The 17,188-nt window shown below is 36.8% G+C and carries 18 protein-coding genes; 17 read left to right on the top strand and 1 reads right to left on the bottom strand.

Annotated elements, in window-relative coordinates; all coding sequences use genetic code 11:
• Positions 1-38 precede the first annotated feature (38 nt).
• From IKK64_05415 to IKK64_05335, 17 genes are all read left to right on the top strand, one after another.
• A complete protein-coding gene (locus IKK64_05415) occupies positions 39-1,295 on the top strand; it encodes an FtsW/RodA/SpoVE family cell cycle protein (protein ID MBR4119502.1) in 1,257 nt (418 codons plus the stop codon).
• Positions 1,279-2,385: an undecaprenyldiphospho-muramoylpentapeptide beta-N-acetylglucosaminyltransferase gene (gene murG, locus IKK64_05410; protein MBR4119501.1), complete on the top strand. Its 1,107-nt coding sequence runs from the start codon at positions 1,279-1,281 to the stop codon at positions 2,383-2,385. The genes IKK64_05415 and murG overlap by 17 nt, the downstream gene beginning before the upstream one ends.
• Positions 2,385-3,752, top strand: a complete 1,368-nt coding sequence (locus tag IKK64_05405; GenBank protein ID MBR4119500.1) for a UDP-N-acetylmuramate--L-alanine ligase — start codon at positions 2,385-2,387, stop codon at positions 3,750-3,752. Before murG ends, IKK64_05405 begins: the two co-directional genes overlap by 1 nt.
• The gene (locus IKK64_05400; GenBank protein ID MBR4119499.1) at positions 3,749-4,480 is read left to right on the top strand and encodes a hypothetical protein; all 732 of its coding nucleotides are present in this window, start codon (positions 3,749-3,751) and stop codon (positions 4,478-4,480) included. Before IKK64_05405 ends, IKK64_05400 begins: the two co-directional genes overlap by 4 nt.
• 1 nt (position 4,481) lies before the next feature.
• Entirely contained in the window at positions 4,482-5,843 is a 1,362-nt protein-coding gene (gene ftsA, locus IKK64_05395) for a cell division protein FtsA (GenBank protein ID MBR4119498.1), read from the top strand.
• A 15-nt stretch (positions 5,844-5,858) separates the two neighbouring features.
• A complete protein-coding gene (ftsZ, locus tag IKK64_05390) occupies positions 5,859-7,154 on the top strand; it encodes a cell division protein FtsZ (protein MBR4119497.1) in 1,296 nt (431 codons plus the stop codon).
• A gap of 4 nt (positions 7,155-7,158) precedes the next feature.
• Positions 7,159-7,611 carry a GatB/YqeY domain-containing protein gene (locus IKK64_05385; GenBank protein MBR4119496.1) on the top strand — a complete coding sequence of 151 codons (453 nt, stop codon included), beginning with the start codon at positions 7,159-7,161 and terminating at the stop codon, positions 7,609-7,611.
• Between the two features lie 12 nt (positions 7,612-7,623).
• Positions 7,624-8,904 (top strand): serine--tRNA ligase, encoded by a 1,281-nt coding sequence (serS, locus tag IKK64_05380; protein MBR4119495.1) that lies wholly within the window; start codon positions 7,624-7,626, stop codon positions 8,902-8,904.
• Between the two features lie 128 nt (positions 8,905-9,032).
• The gene (gene ychF / locus IKK64_05375) at positions 9,033-10,136 is read left to right on the top strand and encodes a redox-regulated ATPase YchF (protein MBR4119494.1); all 1,104 of its coding nucleotides are present in this window, start codon (positions 9,033-9,035) and stop codon (positions 10,134-10,136) included.
• Positions 10,137-10,150: 14 nt separating this feature from the next.
• Complete coding sequence (locus tag IKK64_05370; GenBank protein MBR4119493.1) at positions 10,151-10,738, top strand: TIGR00730 family Rossman fold protein; 588 nt, start codon at positions 10,151-10,153, stop codon at positions 10,736-10,738.
• 2 nt (positions 10,739-10,740) lie between these two features.
• Complete coding sequence (locus IKK64_05365; GenBank protein ID MBR4119492.1) at positions 10,741-11,505, top strand: DUF4271 domain-containing protein; 765 nt, start codon at positions 10,741-10,743, stop codon at positions 11,503-11,505.
• A gap of 69 nt (positions 11,506-11,574) precedes the next feature.
• A complete protein-coding gene (locus IKK64_05360; protein ID MBR4119491.1) occupies positions 11,575-12,336 on the top strand; it encodes a uroporphyrinogen-III synthase in 762 nt (253 codons plus the stop codon).
• Positions 12,337-12,489: 153 nt separating this feature from the next.
• On the top strand, positions 12,490-12,885 hold the full coding sequence (locus tag IKK64_05355) for a ribonuclease P protein component (GenBank protein MBR4119490.1): 396 nt from the start codon (positions 12,490-12,492) through the stop codon (positions 12,883-12,885).
• Between the two features lie 41 nt (positions 12,886-12,926).
• Complete coding sequence (gene yidD / locus IKK64_05350) at positions 12,927-13,145, top strand: membrane protein insertion efficiency factor YidD (protein ID MBR4119489.1); 219 nt, start codon at positions 12,927-12,929, stop codon at positions 13,143-13,145.
• 20 nt (positions 13,146-13,165) lie between these two features.
• A complete protein-coding gene (locus IKK64_05345; protein MBR4119488.1) occupies positions 13,166-13,819 on the top strand; it encodes a TatD family hydrolase in 654 nt (217 codons plus the stop codon).
• A gap of 79 nt (positions 13,820-13,898) precedes the next feature.
• Positions 13,899-15,197 carry a tyrosine--tRNA ligase gene (locus IKK64_05340; protein ID MBR4119487.1) on the top strand — a complete coding sequence of 433 codons (1,299 nt, stop codon included), beginning with the start codon at positions 13,899-13,901 and terminating at the stop codon, positions 15,195-15,197.
• Between the two features lie 315 nt (positions 15,198-15,512).
• Positions 15,513-16,781, top strand: coding sequence for an HlyC/CorC family transporter (locus IKK64_05335; protein ID MBR4119486.1), 1,269 nt, complete (start codon positions 15,513-15,515; stop codon positions 16,779-16,781).
• A 226-nt stretch (positions 16,782-17,007) separates the two neighbouring features.
• Here the strand turns inward: IKK64_05335 and IKK64_05330 are convergent.
• A partial coding sequence (locus tag IKK64_05330) for a hypothetical protein (GenBank protein MBR4119485.1) occupies positions 17,008-17,188 on the bottom strand: 181 nt, incomplete at its 5' end.

Genomic DNA, 17,188 nt, shown 5'->3' with positions numbered 1-17,188 from the left:
GGAGAACAATTTAAAAAATGTGTAAAAGAGATATAGTTATGGAAAACAAAAAATTCTTTTTAAGAGGAGACAATTATATATGGGGAGCATTCTTTGGTCTCTGCATAGCATCAATCATAATAATGTTTAGTGCAATAGAGACCGAAACATACTCATCAGATAATCTATATGACCCCATATTATCACATTGCTCCCATTTAGTAATAAGTTTAGTTGTTGCTATTACACTCTCGTATGTACCTTACAAGGTGTATAGAGTATTGGCAATACCAATATTTATAACCGCTTGTGGTCTGCTAATATACACACTTCTATTTGCAGGAAAAGTAAATGATGCCGCACGATGGATTAATGTTGGAATCAGCATACAACCTTCCGAGATTGCTAAATTAGGAGTTATAATAACTACCGCATATTACTTAGCAAAAGGGCAAACCGAAAAAGGAGTATCAAACAATGCTTTAAAGAAGGTTATTTTAGTTATAGTAATACCATGCCTATTAATATTCACTGAGAACCTATCAACCGCAGGATTGATAGTTTTAATAGCATACTGTATGATGGTTATAGCAGGAGTAAGTATAAAAAAGCTTGGTGTCATGATATTGTTTGCAGGACTATTTATAGGTTCAATACTTTTCACTGCTCATATACTTGATACCAAATATCCTGATAAAGAGAATGTATTTATGAAGGTTGTTCATAGGGCAAACCTATGGAACTCAAGAATAGCAGGATTCTTCTCAGAAAATGATATTCCAGAATATGAAAAGGATACCGAAGATAAAAAATACTATCAATCGCATCACTCATATATGGCAATTGCTAATGGAAAAGGAATAGGGTTAGGCCCTGGTAATAGTATTGAACGAAATACCCTTCCTCACGCAGATTCTGATTTCATCTTTGCCATAGTATTAGAAGAGTATGGTATATTAGGAGGATTAGTTGTTATGGGACTGTACCTGTCACTACTATTTAGGACATACTATATAACGCGGAAATGTACTCACGCATTCCCTGCATTCTTAATGATGGGACTTGCATTAGGACTTGTATTCCAAGCATTACTAAATATGATGGTAGCAACAGGCGTAGGGCCAGTAACAGGACAACCATTACCGCTAATCAGTAATGGAGGATCATCGGCAGTATTCACAGGAGTATATTTTGGAATAATGCTAAACATTAGTCACACAGCATTAGGACTAAATAATACCAATGATAAAAAAACAGAAAATAATATAGAGGAGACAAACCCAAATCTTGAAGAAAACTATGAAAGAGAATCTTAAAATAATAGTTAGCGGAGGAGGAACAGGAGGACACATTTTCCCTGCAATATCAATAGCCGACGCAATAAAAAACAAACTTCCAGATGCAGAAATACTTTTCGTAGGAGCAGAAGGAAGAATGGAGATGGAGAAAGTACCCTCAGCAGGATATAAAATTATAGGAATACCTATCAGCGGATTGAGCAGAACAAATCTTTTTAAGAACTTCAAAGTAATAGCACAACTATTTAAAAGTTTGAAACTCGCAAAAAAGATAATAAAAGAGTTCTCTCCCGATGTAGCAGTAGGAGTAGGAGGTTACGCAAGTGGACCAACACTATGGAGTGCAGCAAGTATGGGAATACCAACAGTAATACAAGAACAAAACTCTTATGCAGGAGTTACAAATAAATTGTTGGCAAAAAAGGCTAAGGCAATATGCGTAGCATACGAAGGAATGGAGAGATTCTTTCCAGAAGAGAATATTATAATAACCGGAAATCCCGTTCGTAAAAATCTAACACAAAACGTATCGCGTGACGAGGCAATAGAATATTTCGGCCTCGACAAAAATAAAAAAACAATACTTGCGATAGGAGGAAGTTTAGGCGCAAGAACTATTAACCAAAGTATTGCAGATTCACTTAAGGATATACCTGAAGGGATACAAATAATATGGCAATCGGGTAAATTCTACGACAAAGAGGCAAGCGAAGCCATAAAAAGAGTTGGAGAAGTAGCCGTAAAACAGAGTGCCTTCATAACACGTATGGATTTAGCATACGCCGTTGCAGACTTAGTAATATCAAGAGCAGGAGCATCATCAATATCGGAACTATGTCTTTTAGGAAAACCTGCAATATTGGTGCCATCACCAAACGTAGCAGAAGACCATCAAACAAAAAATGCAATGGCCCTTGCAGAGAAAGATGCAGCAATATTGATACCCGATTCAGAAGCCATAAACTCACTAATGAATCAAGCATTCAAGTTAGTAGAAGATGACATACGACTAAAAAATATGTCAACCAATATAAAAACACTCGCAGAAGAAGACTCTGCAAACAGAATAGCAGAAATAGTAATAAACATTGCAAATAATAAAAAATAATGGAGGAGAAAAAATCTATATACTTTTTAGGAATAGGCGGAATAGGAATGAGTGCCTTAGCAAGATACTTTATATCAAAAGGGTATAGAGTAGCAGGCTACGACCGCACACAAACACACATAACCAATTCACTATCCAAAGAAGGAGCCGAAATTGAGTACAACGAAGATATAGAACTAATACCTTCATATTGCAGAGATCCCAAAGATACACTTGTAGTATATACCCCGGCAATACCTGCAAACCACAAAGGATTTGAATATTTCAAAGCAAACAACTTTGAAATTGCCAAAAGAGCAAAGATATTAGGAATGATAACCCGTAATAGCAAAGGACTATGCATTGCAGGAACACACGGGAAGACCACCACAAGCTCAATGCTGGCACACATATTGGCAACATCAAAAATAGGATGTAACGCATTCTTGGGAGGAATACTAAAAAACTACAACAGCAATCTTATCCTCTCAGACAAAAGTGATTTAACAGTAATAGAGGCAGATGAATATGACCGTTCGTTTCATCAACTATCACCCTATATGGCAGTAGTAACAGCCTCAGACCCCGACCACCTTGATATATACGGAACAGAAGAAGCATACCTTGAAAGTTTTGCAACATTTACCGAGTTAATCAATCCCAAAGGAGTGCTCCTAATAAAAAAAGGAATAACCCTCAAACCACGAATTAAGGAGGGAGTAAAACTATATACTTTTGGGCGTGAAGAGGGCGACTACCACGCCCAAAACATACGCATAGGCGGAGGAGAGATAATATTTGATTTTGCAACCCCCGAGAAGATAATAAAAGATATAAAATTGGGAGTACCCGTAAAAATAAACATCGATAATGCAATTGCCGCAATGGCAATAGCTATGATGAACGGAGCAACAGAGGAGGAAATAAAAGAGGCAATAGCAACATACAAAGGTCCCGAACGCCGTTTCGATTTTTGGTTAAAAACACCCGATAAAGTTCTACTTGATGATTATGCACACCATCCCGATGAGGTTGCAGCATCAATATCATCGGTAAAAGAGTTATACCCCGATAAACACCTAACAGTTATCTTTTACCCGCACCTATACAGTAGGACACGCGATTTTGCGCCACAATTTGCAAAAGCACTATCTCTTGCCGACCGAGTAATACTATTACCCATATATCCGGCAAGAGAAGAGCCGATAGAGGGCGTAAGTTCTGAGATAATACTCAAGCAATTAACATGCAAAGAAAAAGAGATAACTTTAAAAGAAAATTTGATAGAGAAAATAAAAGTAGGTAAATTTGAAGTTCTCATGACAATGGGAGCAGGCAACATTGACATCTATCTACCTGAAATAAAAGAGATAATAGAAAAACTATGATTTGGAGAGTTATAAAATTTATATTACTTTTGCTTATCCCAACATATTTTATTGTCACAAGTATATATGCACAATATAAATATGCCGAAGAGGTATGCAAAAACATCAAAGTAGTATTACTTAATCCAAAAGAAGAGCAGTACCTTTCCGAAGATGACATTCTCAAAATAGTCTCAGACAATAAATTAGCATATATAGGAGAAAATTTAAATGAAATAAACTTAGCAAGTTTAGAAAATACCATTCAAGAAAATCCTATAATAAAAAACAACGAATGTTATAAAACATCACAAGGAGAGATAATAATAGAGGTAAAACAACGCATACCAAAATTTAGAGTAATAACACCCACAACATCATACTATATTGATAGAGACGGCAAAAAACTTCCTCTATCAGATAAAATTATAGTACACGTACCCATAGCAACTGGTGATATAAAAGAAGAAATTGCACAAAACGAATTATTTAACTTTGTTGAATACATTGAGGGTACAAAATGGTATAACCAGATAGAACAAATTATAGTAAACGAAAAAGATGAAATTGAATTAATACCAAGAGTTGGAAATCAATTGATTCTTTACGGGAAAATAAGTAACTTTGAAGAAAAATTTAAATCATTAGACTTGCTCTACACTAAAGTGTTTAACACAGTAGGGTGGAACTATTACAATAAAATAAACTTACGCTATAACGGAAAAATAATCTGCACAAAAAATAAATAATATGGATATCTCAAATCTAATTGTAACAATTGATTTAGGCTCATCAAACATAGTAGGATTAGCAGGAATCAAAGAGGGAAATAAAATAAAAGTTGTTGCAACCGAAAAGGTAACATCGGAGGGAGCCATACGCCGAGGATCAATAGTGAACATAGATGTATGTGCCTCTAAAGTACGCGATTTAATAACAAAATTAGAAGAAAAACTATCAACTAAAATTCAAGGCGTATATGTAGGAATAGGAGGACAATCGCTACGCACAGTAAAAAATAATGTATCGCGTCACCTGCCTGATGGAACAAAAATAACCAGTTCACTACTTGAAGAACTCAATAAAGAGGGACGCAATATACCAATCTCGGCAAGTGAAATTGTAGATGTAATAGCAAACGAAACATACATCAACGATACAATGGTATCAAATCCGCTTGGGATGGAAGCAAAAAAGATACAGTTGGATATGCAACTTGTAGTAGCACGTCAAATAATTTCAAAAAACATATCAACCGTATTTGACAAAGTAGGCATACCTATTATTGATTTAATACTATCATCAAAAGCAGATGCTGAAGCAATACTAACAAAAGAAGATAAAATAAAAGGCTGTGCATTGGTAAACCTTGGAGGAGGAATTACTGAAGTTTCAATATACACAAACGGTTACTTACGACAAATATCAACAATACCATTGGGAGGAAAAAACATAACAATGGATATAATGTCATTAGGACTTGTAAGTGAAACAGCCGAACAATATAAAATATCTATAGGAGGAGCAATACTTAACAATAGCAACAACTATAGCAATATAACACTTGATGCTCAAAGCAATGGACCAATAAAACCCATTGACCTAATAAGAGTATCAGTTGCCCGAGTTGAGGAGATAGTATCAAATATAGTATATCAAATACAAGAATCGGGATACAAATCAGCAATAAAGGGAGGAATAATAATAACAGGAGGAGCATCTCAACTAAAAGATCTACCCGAACTACTTCGTAAAGAAACCGGATTAGATGTGCATTGCGGTTCAATATCCGGAAGAATAATATTAGAACAAAACGTAGATATTCAAATCCCCATGTTCTCACAAGCAATGGGAATGTTATTGATAGCAGGAGAATCAATAGATAAATCCTCAACAAAGAAAGAAAAAACCAGTTGGTGGAACAGATTAAAGATAGAGAAAACAGAGAAATCTCAAAAAGAGGAGACACCTAAAGTAAAAAAAGAGGTAGAAAAAGAGAAACCCTCAAAACCCCAAAAAGAAGAAAAACAGGCAAAAACAAGTCTGTTTGATAAAATAAGAAATACAGTTGAAAACATAATGGAGGAAGATAAAAACGAATCCATCAAATAATAAAAGAGAGAGATTATGGAAGAAAACAAAATATTCTCAGAAACAGAGATTGCAAATATAGATCCATTTTCAGAGCCATCAAATATCAATGCACCAATAATAAAAGTTATTGGAGTTGGAGGAGGTGGAGGAAATGCAGTAAAACACATGTACAAAACAGGAATTAAAAATGTAGATTTTGTACTATGTAACACCGACCGTCAAGCAATGGAAGACTCCGACATACCCACAAAAGTACAAATAGGAAAAGGGCTTGGAGCAGGAGGCGATCCTGAAGAGGGACGTCGCATAGCAGAAGAGAGCCTTGAGCAAATAGCCACAATATTTGACAGCAATACCGAAATGGTATTCATCACTGCAGGAATGGGAGGAGGAACAGGAACAGGAGCAGCACCTGTTGTAGCACGTGTAGCCCGAGAGAAGGGAATACTTACAATAGGAATCGTAACAATACCATTCCTATTTGAGCTACGCAAAAAAATTATTCAAGCGTGGGAGGGAGTAAAAGAGATGCGTAAAAATGTTGATGCACTACTAATCATCAACAATGAACGCCTGACAGAGATATACCCCGACCTAAACTTTATAAACGCATTTGAAAAGGCAGATGACACCCTAACAAATGCAGCAAAGAGTGTTGCTGAAATAATCACTATCACAGGAACCATAAATGTGGACTTTAAAGATGTTCGCAATACCCTTAAAGATGGAGGAGTAGCAATTATGAGTACAGGTATAGGAGAAGGAGAAAATCGTATAACAAACGCCTTTGAGGATGCTCTAAGATCACCATTGCTAAAAGAGGGCGATGTAAATAATGCCAAGAAAGTATTATTCAACCTATACCTCTCATCACAAGTATCAATGTCTGAAGCAACAGAGATAAAGACATTTATGGAACGTTTCAAAAGCGACGGCGTAGATGTGATATGGGGATTTACTGTTGATGAATCACTTGGAGATAAGGTTAAAGTAACCCTATTGGCAACAGGATTTAATATTGACACAACAGTACCCTCATTACCAGATGCCAAACAACCAACTACGCAGACAACCATAGCAACTAACGACGACATAATAATAGATGTCTATGGAACATCGGCAGAGGACAAAATATTCTGGGAAAACATAAGAAGCACATACGTACAATTCTCAATAGATGAAATGGACGATGATGCACTTATTGAAAAAGTAATGAACACACCGGCATACTCACGTCCAAAGAACTTCAAACAACAAGTAAGAGGAATAGAGCCTACAACTGAAACAAAACAACAAAAAAATAGTACTGAAAAACCTATAATCTTTTAGAAAGATGAATATGTTCGATAAAATAAGCGAAGGCATAAAAGAGGCAATGAAGGCAAAAGACCAAGTACGCCTCGACACTTTGCGAGCAATAAAAAAAGAGTTTATTGAAGCAAAAACAGCAAAAGGAGCAGATGGAGAGTTAAGTGACGACACTGCTATGAAAATTCTTGTAAAGTTAGTAAAACAACGCAAAGAGGTAGCTGAAATCTTTACATCCAACAACCGTCAGGATTTAGCAGATTTAAATCTTGCCGAAGCAAAAATCATAGAAGAGTATCTACCCAAACAGTTAACTCCCCAAGAACTTGAAGAGGCATTAAAAGCCATCATTGAACGAGTAGGAGCAACCTCACCACAACAAATGGGAATGGTAATGGGAGTAGCCACAAAAGAGTTGGCAGGAAAAGTTGAAGGAAAAGCAATATCAGCAAAAGTAAAAGAATTATTATCAAAATAAAAAAAGAATAAGATGTTAACACTTGCAGCAATAAAAGAGAATCCCGACGATATAATACGCCGATTGGCTCGCAAGCATTTTGATGCTAAAGAGTTAATAGAGAAAATCATAGAGACAGATAAAGTTCGCAGAACCACACAAGCCGAATTAGACTCTGCATTATCACAAATCAAAACCCTATCATCACAGATAGGAATGTTGATGAAGAACGGAGAAAAAGAGAAAGCAGAAGAGGTAAAACAAGAAGTAGCATCACTAAAAGAGAAGACCTCAAAATTAGATGAAGCAATGACAAATGCCGAAAAAGAGATTACCGAGATTCTTCTCACAATCCCTAACACCCCATGCGATCTAGTCCCCGATGGAAAAACAGCAGAGGACAACCTTGTAGTAAAAGAGGGAGGAGAGATGCCCAACCTATCAGAGGACGCACTACCACACTGGGAGTTAGCAAAAATATATGACCTGATAGACTTTGAGTTAGGAGTAAAAATCTCAGGAGCAGGTTTCCCCGTATATAAAGGCAATGGAGCAAGACTACAAAGAGCATTGATAAACTTCTTCCTTGACAACGCACGTGAAGCAGGATACCTTGAGGTACAACCCCCATACGTAGTAAATGCAGCATCGGGATACGGAACAGGACAATTACCCGACAAAGAGGGACAAATGTACCACTGTAACGAAGATGACCTATACCTAATACCAACAGCCGAAGTACCAGTAACAAACATCTATCGCGATGTAATACTTGATGAGAAAGATCTGCCATGCAAAAACACAGCATACTCAGCATGTTTCCGCCGCGAAGCAGGTTCATACGGAAAAGACGTTAGAGGATTAAACCGCCTACACCAATTTGACAAAGTAGAGATTGTTCGTATTGAAAAACCCGAAAACTCATACGCAGCACTCGATGAGATGGTATCATACGTACAAACCCTTGTTGACAAATTAGAGTTACCATGGCACATACTACGTCTATGCGGAGGAGATATGAGTTTCACATCGGCACTAACATACGACTTTGAAGTATATTCAGCAGCACAAAAACGCTGGTTAGAGGTATCATCAGTATCAAACTTTGAAAGTTACCAATCAAACCGACTAAAATGTCGTTATCGCTCAGCCGAAAAGAAAACACAACTCGTACACACCCTTAACGGAAGTGCATTAGCCCTACCACGTATAGTAGCAGCATTGTTAGAAAACAACCAAACACCCGAAGGAATACGCATACCAAAAGCGTTAGTACCATATATGGGCGGAATGGAGATTATAACAAAACCATAAGGATGTACATAAATTCATTTAAAATAAGTATCTTTGCAAAAAAATAAAATCTTGCAGAGATACTTATTTTATATTACACTCGCAAAACCATAACAAGATTAATAAACACACAATAACAAAAGATAGATATGGCATTACAATGCGGAATAGTTGGATTACCCAACGTAGGAAAATCAACCCTTTTCAACTGCTTATCAAATGCAAAAGCACAAGCAGCAAACTTCCCTTTCTGTACAATAGAACCAAACGTAGGAGTAATAACAGTACCCGATGAGAGACTAAACAAACTAGCCGAAATAGTAAAACCACAACGCATAGTACCAACAACTGTTGAGATAGTAGATATTGCAGGATTGGTAAAAGGAGCAAGCAAAGGCGAAGGATTAGGAAACAAGTTCCTTGCAAACATACGCGAAACCGATGCCATATTACACGTATTACGCTGCTTTGATGATGAAAACATCACACACGTTGACGGAACAATAGACCCGGTTCGTGACAAAGAGATAATAGACTACGAATTACAAATACGCGACTTGGAGACCGTAGAGACACGCCTTTCAAAAGTACAAAAACAGGCACAAACAGGAGGCGACAAAAACGCAAAACTTGCGTGCGATGTACTCATGGCATACAAAGCAGCCTTAGAGCAAGGAAAACCTGCACGAAGCGTTACATTTGAAACAAAAGATGAACAAAAAGTAGCACGAGAACTATTCCTTCTCACCTCAAAACCCGTACTCTATGTATGTAACGTAGATGAAGCATCAGCAGCAAACGGAAACAAATATGTAGATGCAGTAAAAGAGGCAATAAAAGAGGAGAATGCTGAACTACTAATCGTGTCAGCAAAGATAGAATCAGAGATTGCAGAGTTTGACACATACGAAGAGCGACAAATGTTCCTCGAGGAGATAGGACTAAAAGAGTCGGGAATGGCACGACTAATACAATCAGCATACCGCCTATTAGACCTTGAAACATATATAACAGCAGGAGAGCCGGAAGTAAGAGCATGGACCTACCGCAAAGGAAGCAAAGCACCACAATGTGCAGGAGTAATACACACCGACTTTGAAAAAGGATTCATTCGTGCCGAAGTTATAAAATACGAAGACTATATAAAATACGGATCTGAAGCAGCATGTCGTGAAGCAGGAAAGATAAGCATCGAAGGCAAAGAGTATATAGTACAAGATGGCGATATAATGCACTTCCGCTTTAACGTGTAAAAGAGAAGAAGAATATGACACCCCCAAAGACGGTATGCGTATATTGTGCATCAAGTTCAAAAGCCGACAAAAAATACCTTGATGCAGCATATACTCTTGGCAAGATATTAGCCGAGAGCAAAATACGTTGCGTATTTGGAGCAGGTAAAACAGGTCTTATGGGAGCCTTAGCACAAGGGGTGATTGATTACAAAGGAGAGATAACAGGAGTAATACCCGAGTTTATGATAGCAGAAGGATGGGGGAACAAAGATTTAACACACCTTGAAGTAACACCCTCCATGCACTCTCGCAAGGAAAAAATGGCACAACTATCCGATGCAGTAATAGCAATGCCCGGCGGTTGTGGAACATTTGAGGAACTTATGGAGATAATAACATGGAAACAATTAGGACTCTTTTCGGGGACAATCATAATCCTTAACACAAACAACTACTACAATCCATTAATAGAGATACTAAATCGTGCCGTAGAAGAGAATTTTATGCGAGAAGAGCATAAAACAATATGGCAAGTAGCAACAACACCTGAAGAAGCAATAGCTGCCATAAAAGAGGCAACAGGGTGGCGAGAAGATGCCCGTAAAATAGCCGCAATATAAAAATGGTTATAGAAGATAATCCACAAACAGCAGAAACAATAGTTCAAGACACAACGGGGAATAATAGCATAAATCTCGTAAGTGTCAAAGATACTATAACCATAACAGAAGAAGGATTTGAGGGCATACCACTACAACACAACAGTAGTTATAACAACTCCCTTTTAATACTCCTAATATTCTCACTCTTTGTAATATTTGTAGCAATAAGCAGAAAAAAAATATCACTAAGAACACTAACAAGCAACAAAGAGGAGAGCAAAGAAGAGGTAAGGCATACAATAATAGATTTAACAATCAGAATAACACTATGCACAATAAGTGTAATATTATATGCGATAGCAATATTATACCTATCATCTGAAAATATATATAAACACCAACTAACAGTACAGCCCATAGTAAAAATAGGAGGGATAGTTGCACTATACATAATAATACAACAGATAATATTATGGCTGGTAGGAAAAATATTTTTCACACCACTTGAAACAAAACAATTCTTAAAAGACAATATAACCTATTACACCCTACCGTCTATAATTTTTACACCAATAATTATACTATACATACTAACATCGTGGCATACCAACTCTCTCATTTTCATAGCATTAGTAATTGTCTGGGGAATTAGATTAATATTTATTATTAGAAATATTAAAATTTTTAAACACAACATTGCTACAAGTTTTAATATTATTTTGTACCTTTGCATCGTCGAAATTATGCCTATTGCAATAATATACAAATGGACATTAAATATCTGATGTTTAACCACATACAGAAACCGACAAACAATAAAAAACCTTTTACTAATACTATAAAAAAAGCGTACCGTGTCAAAAATTAAGAAAATTCTTGTATCACAACCACGTCCCGACAACGAAAAATCGCCATATTTTACAATAGCCGAAAAATATGGAGTTGATATAGTTTTTCGTCCCTTCATTAAAGTAGAAGGAGTATCAGCAAAAGAATTTCGCCAACAAAAAGTATATATCGAGGAGTACACCGCAATAATATTTACTGCACGTACAGCAATCGATCACTTCTTCAGACTATGTTCTGAGTTGCGAGTAACAATACCTGATACTATGAAATACTTTTGTACATCAGAGCAAATAGCAAACTATCTACAAAAGTATATCCAATATCGTAAACGTAAAGTAAATTTCAGCGAGACCGGAAAACTTGACGGATTACAAGCACACCTAACACGTCACAAAACAGAGAACTTTCTATTACCAATATCTGATGTAAGCAATGGAGAATTCCCACTATTAGACAAGATAGGTATCAAATACAAAAAAACAATAATGTATCGTACAGTAAGTAACGACTTCACACCAGAGGAGGAGTTTAACTACGATATGTTAGTCTTCTTCAGTCCTGCGGGAATAAACTCACTACTAAAGAACTTCCCAAATTTTGAGCAAGGTGACATAAAGATTGGAACACTTGGAATGACAACGGCAAAAGCAGTAACTGATGCCGGGCTACGTTTAGATGTATCAGCTCCAACACCTCAATTCCCATCAATAACAGCGGCAATTGAGAACTTCTTAAAAGAGCAAGCAAAAGCATCAAAAAAGAAATAACAGTTTATTATTTCAGTAAATACCCACAATAACAAACGCACAAGTTTTGTGCGTTTGTTATTTTTTTGAGGCAAACATCAAAAATACTCTCGCTCGCTGTAAAATATTAAAGTAAACTTTATATTTTGCTCGCTTATTCGTATCTTTGCACCAATGAAAACTGAAAAAAGATATTCATTACCACAATCCGAAAGGTTACGAGGCAAAACAAGAATAGATAACCTTTTTGCTAATGCCAAAGGAGTATTATCGTACCCCTATCGCGCACTCTTTACCCCAAACGGAGAGGATAAGAGTGTGATAATGGTATCAATTCCAAAAAGAAAATTCAAACACGCAGTAGACAGAAATCTGCTCCGTCGTCGCACTCGCGAAGCATACCGCCTGAACAAGGCACTATTAGCAGAGCAGACCGCAAACAAAGGATTTGATATTGCGTTCCTATATATAGGAGATAAAAAAGAGGAGTTCTCATATCTCCAGAAAAAGATGTGCGACCTCTTAAACAAGATAGCAACAAAAGCAAAAGAGGTGGAGGAGCAAGAGTAATAACATATTTACTTTAAGCATTATCCAGTTAAGAGGTAACTATGCGAATAATAAGTTTCATACTATTACTACCCATATACTTTTACAGAGCCTGTATATCGCCACTATTTCCTCCATCGTGCCGATACACACCTACTTGTTCACAATACGCCATAGAGGCAATAAAAAAGCATGGCCCATTCAAAGGATTATGGTTGGCAGTAAAACGGATATGCCGATGCCACCCATGGGGAGGAAGCGGACACGACCCTGTACCATAAAAAAAACAAAAAAAGTATAGATGTATATCGACATACATACACACACCGGCAAAGAGTCAAACGAAAGCCATTTGAGGATATATAATATGGAGTTGCAAAATAAAAACGCAACAGAGAACAACACCATATCCTCAATAGGTATCCACCCTTGGTATATACCTCAAAACTATGAACAAGCAATAGCGGAGGTAAAAACAATAGCACAAAAAGAGAATATATTGGCAATAGGGGAGTGCGGAATAGATAAACTATGTGAAACACCCATAGAGTTACAAATCAAACTATTTAAAGCACAAATAGAGATTTCCGAAGTAGAAAAAAAACCACTGATAATACACTGCGTAAAGAGTTACAACGAGATAGTAGAACTCAAAAACAAAATACACCCAACACAAACATGGATAATACACGGTTTCAGAGGTAAACCCCAAACCGCAACAATGCTTATTAATGCAGGAATAATATTATCGATAGGCGAGAAGTACAACCCTGAAACAATAAAAAACATACCAATAAACAAAATATTAATTGAGAGCGACGAGAGCAGACTACCAATTGAAAAGATATACGAAAATATAGCCAAAACTCGTGGAATTGACGTAGGGGAGTTAGAAAAAGAGGTAGAAAAAACATACAAAAGCATATTTAAACAAAACATAACAACAATAATTTAGGCAACACCTTTATAGTTAGGAGAAAAATATGTAACTTCGCAACCTCAAATAACGATTAACAATAAAAACAATATAGAAAATGAACTTTAACTTTGTAGAAGAACTTCGTTGGAGAGGTATGATACACGATATGATGCCCGGAACTGAAGAGCAATTGCAAAAAGAGATGACTGTTGCATACGTAGGAATTGACCCAACAGCCGACTCATTACATATAGGACACCTTGTAGGAGTAATGATGCTTCGCCACTTTCAAAGAGCAGGACACAAACCCCTTGCTTTAATTGGAGGAGCAACAGGAATGATAGGCGACCCCTCAATGAAGTCGCAGGAGCGCAACCTGTTAGATGAAGCAACACTACGCCACAACCAAGAAGCAATAAAAAAACAGTTATCAAAATTCTTGGATTTTGATTCAGACGCACCAAACAGTGCCGAGTTGGTAAACAACTACGACTGGATGAAAGAGTTCTCGTTCCTCGACTTCATTCGTGAAGTAGGAAAACACATAACAGTAAACTATATGATGGCAAAAGACTCTGTTAAACGCCGTTTAGCAGGAGAGGGCACATCAGGACTATCGTTTACCGAGTTCTCATACCAATTGGTACAAGGATATGACTTTACCTTCCTAAACAAAACCAAAGGATGCAAACTGCAAATGGGAGGCTCTGACCAATGGGGAAACATCACCACAGGAACTGAACTAATACGCCGTATGAATGGCGATGAAGCATTTGCCTTAACATGCCCTCTGATAACAAAAGCAGACGGAGGTAAATTCGGAAAAACCGAATCAGGTAACGTATGGTTAGATCCACGCTACACATCTCCTTATAAATTCTACCAATTCTGGTTAAACGTAGGCGATGCTGATGCCGAGAAATATATAAAGATATTCACTTCGCTAACAAAAGAGGAGATTGAAAAATTGGTTGAAGAGCAAAACGCAGCCCCACACCTACGCCCCTTACAAAAAAAATTAGCCGAAGAGGTAACAGTAATGGTACACTCACGCGAGGCATACGAAGCAGCAGTAGAGGCATCACAAATACTCTTTGGAGGAGCAACATCAGAGGCACTACGCAAAATTGATGAAGAAACACTACTAAGCGTATTTGAAGGAGTACCTCAATTTGAGATAAGCAAAGAGGAGCTAAAAGAGGGAATAAAAGTAGTTGACCTTTTAGCAGAGAAAACAAGCATATTCCCCTCAAAAGGCGAGATGCGTAAAACTGTACAAGGCGGAGGAGTAATGATAAACAAAGAGAAACTAACCGCATTTGACGCAGTAATAGGCGAAGAGTCGCTATTAAACGACAAATATATATTAGCACAAAGAGGTAAAAAGAACTACTTTTTAATAATCGCAAAATAAATTTTTTTGAAAAAACATTTGCACTATTAAAAAAAAGTAGTATCTTTGCACCCGTTACGCAAGGTTAAAGTCCTGCGAACAAATAAGGATTGTCTTATGGTGTAATGGTAGCACTGCAGTTTTTGGTTCTGCCTGTCTAGGTTCGAATCCTGGTAAGACAACTGAAAGGGATGCAAAAAGCATCCCTTTTTTTGTACCCAAAAAGCCTCATATAATAATCACTATTTATCTTTCCTATTTGAAAATAATCATAAAAATAATATCTTTGCAAGAGCCTTAAATATCATTATTTTGACAGAGATAATAATCATCCTTATGCTAATACTTCTGAACGGAGTATTGTCAATGTCGGAGATAGCAATAATATCTTCACGACGCACCTTTCTGCTAAAAGAAGCAGATAAAGGAAATAGCAAAGCAAAAACCGCACTAAAACTATTTGATGACCCCGACCGTTTTTTATCAACCATACAGATAGGGATAACAGCCATAAGCATACTAACAGGTATATTCTCAGGAGCAACACTATCTGACGACCTTGCCATGTTACTATCAAAGGTAGGACTGCCATTAAAATATTCACTACCCATATCCCAGACTCTTATAGTAATAATAGTAACATACTTTACCCTTATATTAGGCGAGTTAGTACCCAAAAGAATAGGGATGAATGAACCTGAGAAAGTGGCAACTGCAATAGCAAAACCCATGAATATAATCTCAAGGATGGCATCACCGTTTGTAAAACTATTGTCAAAGAGTACATCTCTGATAGTATCATTAATTGGAATAAAAGAGAACAATAGCAAAGTTACAGAAGAGGAGATTATGTCTATGGTAAAAGAGGGACGACTCGATGGAGAGGTACAAGAGGTTGAGGAGGACATAATGGAGCGAGTATTTATGTTGGGCGACCTCAAAGTAGAATCAATAATGACACACCGAAGCGAGGTAGTCTCTATAAGCAACTCTTTGAGCCACGATGAGATAATAGATCTTATAAAAGAGAACGATTTTGATACATACCCAATATACTCCGAAGAGGAAGACTCAATAATAGGAATAGTAACATTCAAGGAATTAGCCCTTGAATTAATAAACGAAGATTTTAAATTAGACAATATAATATCAAAGCCAATATATATTCCTGAAAATTTAAGCGTATATAAAGCACTTGAAACAATGAAAGAGAAGTGCGTAACAGAACTTATGGTATGCGATGAATTTGGAGCATTGGCAGGAGTAATAACCCTTAGAGACATAATGGAGGGATTAGTTGGGAATATAGATGAAGACCCCAATGAACAATCAATAGTAAAACGCCCTGAAAAAGAGGAGTGGTTAATTGACGGACAGATACCATTCTACGACTTTCTATCACACTTTGAGAAAGAGGAGCTTTATGATGAAGCCCCATACAATACCCTTGCAGGACTTATACTCGATAAACTTGAGCATATACCCACTACAGGAGAAAAACTTGAATGGGATATTTTTAAACTCGAAATAGTTGATATGGACGGAGCAAGAATAGATAAAGTTTCTGTATCAAAACTATCAAATACAAAAGGGAAAGAGTATTAACCTCACAAAACATTATAGGTTATTGTTTATAATGTAAAAACGTAAAATATCCTTGCCTTATTGAATCTTCAAAAACTTCTCAATAAACCCTTCTAAAAAAACAATATTAAAAAATAGGATTTTTATTCAAAACTTCTTAACTTTGTTGTGTTGCAAATAGCAACAGACATATATTAGGAAGCGTTTAGCTTTATTCCTTACCGATGAATCTGGACAATTCGTCACGTTATAACAGGAATTTAGAAACGTCTCCCTTTGGTGTGTTATATGAGTATTTAACATATAAACCCAAAGGTGTGGGCTGTTTTTCTATATCTGTTATAAGGGCAGTCCAGAGCCTATCGGTAGAATATAGATAAAGTAGGCTCACACTTTCTGTATATGGTACAAATACCTTTTTTATATCT

The organism is Bacteroidales bacterium (assembly GCA_017521245.1).
In the GTDB taxonomy this organism is placed as follows: domain Bacteria; phylum Bacteroidota; class Bacteroidia; order Bacteroidales; family G3-4614; genus Caccoplasma_A.
Note: the sequence above shows the minus strand (reverse complement) of the source record. Positions and strands in the feature narration are given on the sequence as shown.

Coding starts and splice junctions, on each gene's coding strand:
- ftsZ (MBR4119497.1), top strand. CDS start 5,859: ATGGAAGAAAACAAAATATTCTCAGAAACAGAGATTGCAAATATAGAT.
- IKK64_05355 (MBR4119490.1), top strand. CDS start 12,490: ATGAAAACTGAAAAAAGATATTCATTACCACAATCCGAAAGGTTACGA.
- IKK64_05405 (MBR4119500.1), top strand. CDS start 2,385: ATGGAGGAGAAAAAATCTATATACTTTTTAGGAATAGGCGGAATAGGA.
- IKK64_05400 (MBR4119499.1), top strand. CDS start 3,749: ATGATTTGGAGAGTTATAAAATTTATATTACTTTTGCTTATCCCAACA.
- ftsA (MBR4119498.1), top strand. CDS start 4,482: ATGGATATCTCAAATCTAATTGTAACAATTGATTTAGGCTCATCAAAC.
- ychF (MBR4119494.1), top strand. CDS start 9,033: ATGGCATTACAATGCGGAATAGTTGGATTACCCAACGTAGGAAAATCA.
- IKK64_05340 (MBR4119487.1), top strand. CDS start 13,899: ATGAACTTTAACTTTGTAGAAGAACTTCGTTGGAGAGGTATGATACAC.
- IKK64_05415 (MBR4119502.1), top strand. CDS start 39: ATGGAAAACAAAAAATTCTTTTTAAGAGGAGACAATTATATATGGGGA.
- murG (MBR4119501.1), top strand. CDS start 1,279: ATGAAAGAGAATCTTAAAATAATAGTTAGCGGAGGAGGAACAGGAGGA.
- IKK64_05345 (MBR4119488.1), top strand. CDS start 13,166: ATGTATATCGACATACATACACACACCGGCAAAGAGTCAAACGAAAGC.
- yidD (MBR4119489.1), top strand. CDS start 12,927: ATGCGAATAATAAGTTTCATACTATTACTACCCATATACTTTTACAGA.
- IKK64_05385 (MBR4119496.1), top strand. CDS start 7,159: ATGAATATGTTCGATAAAATAAGCGAAGGCATAAAAGAGGCAATGAAG.
- serS (MBR4119495.1), top strand. CDS start 7,624: ATGTTAACACTTGCAGCAATAAAAGAGAATCCCGACGATATAATACGC.
- IKK64_05370 (MBR4119493.1), top strand. CDS start 10,151: ATGACACCCCCAAAGACGGTATGCGTATATTGTGCATCAAGTTCAAAA.
- IKK64_05365 (MBR4119492.1), top strand. CDS start 10,741: ATGGTTATAGAAGATAATCCACAAACAGCAGAAACAATAGTTCAAGAC.
- IKK64_05335 (MBR4119486.1), top strand. CDS start 15,513: ATGCTAATACTTCTGAACGGAGTATTGTCAATGTCGGAGATAGCAATA.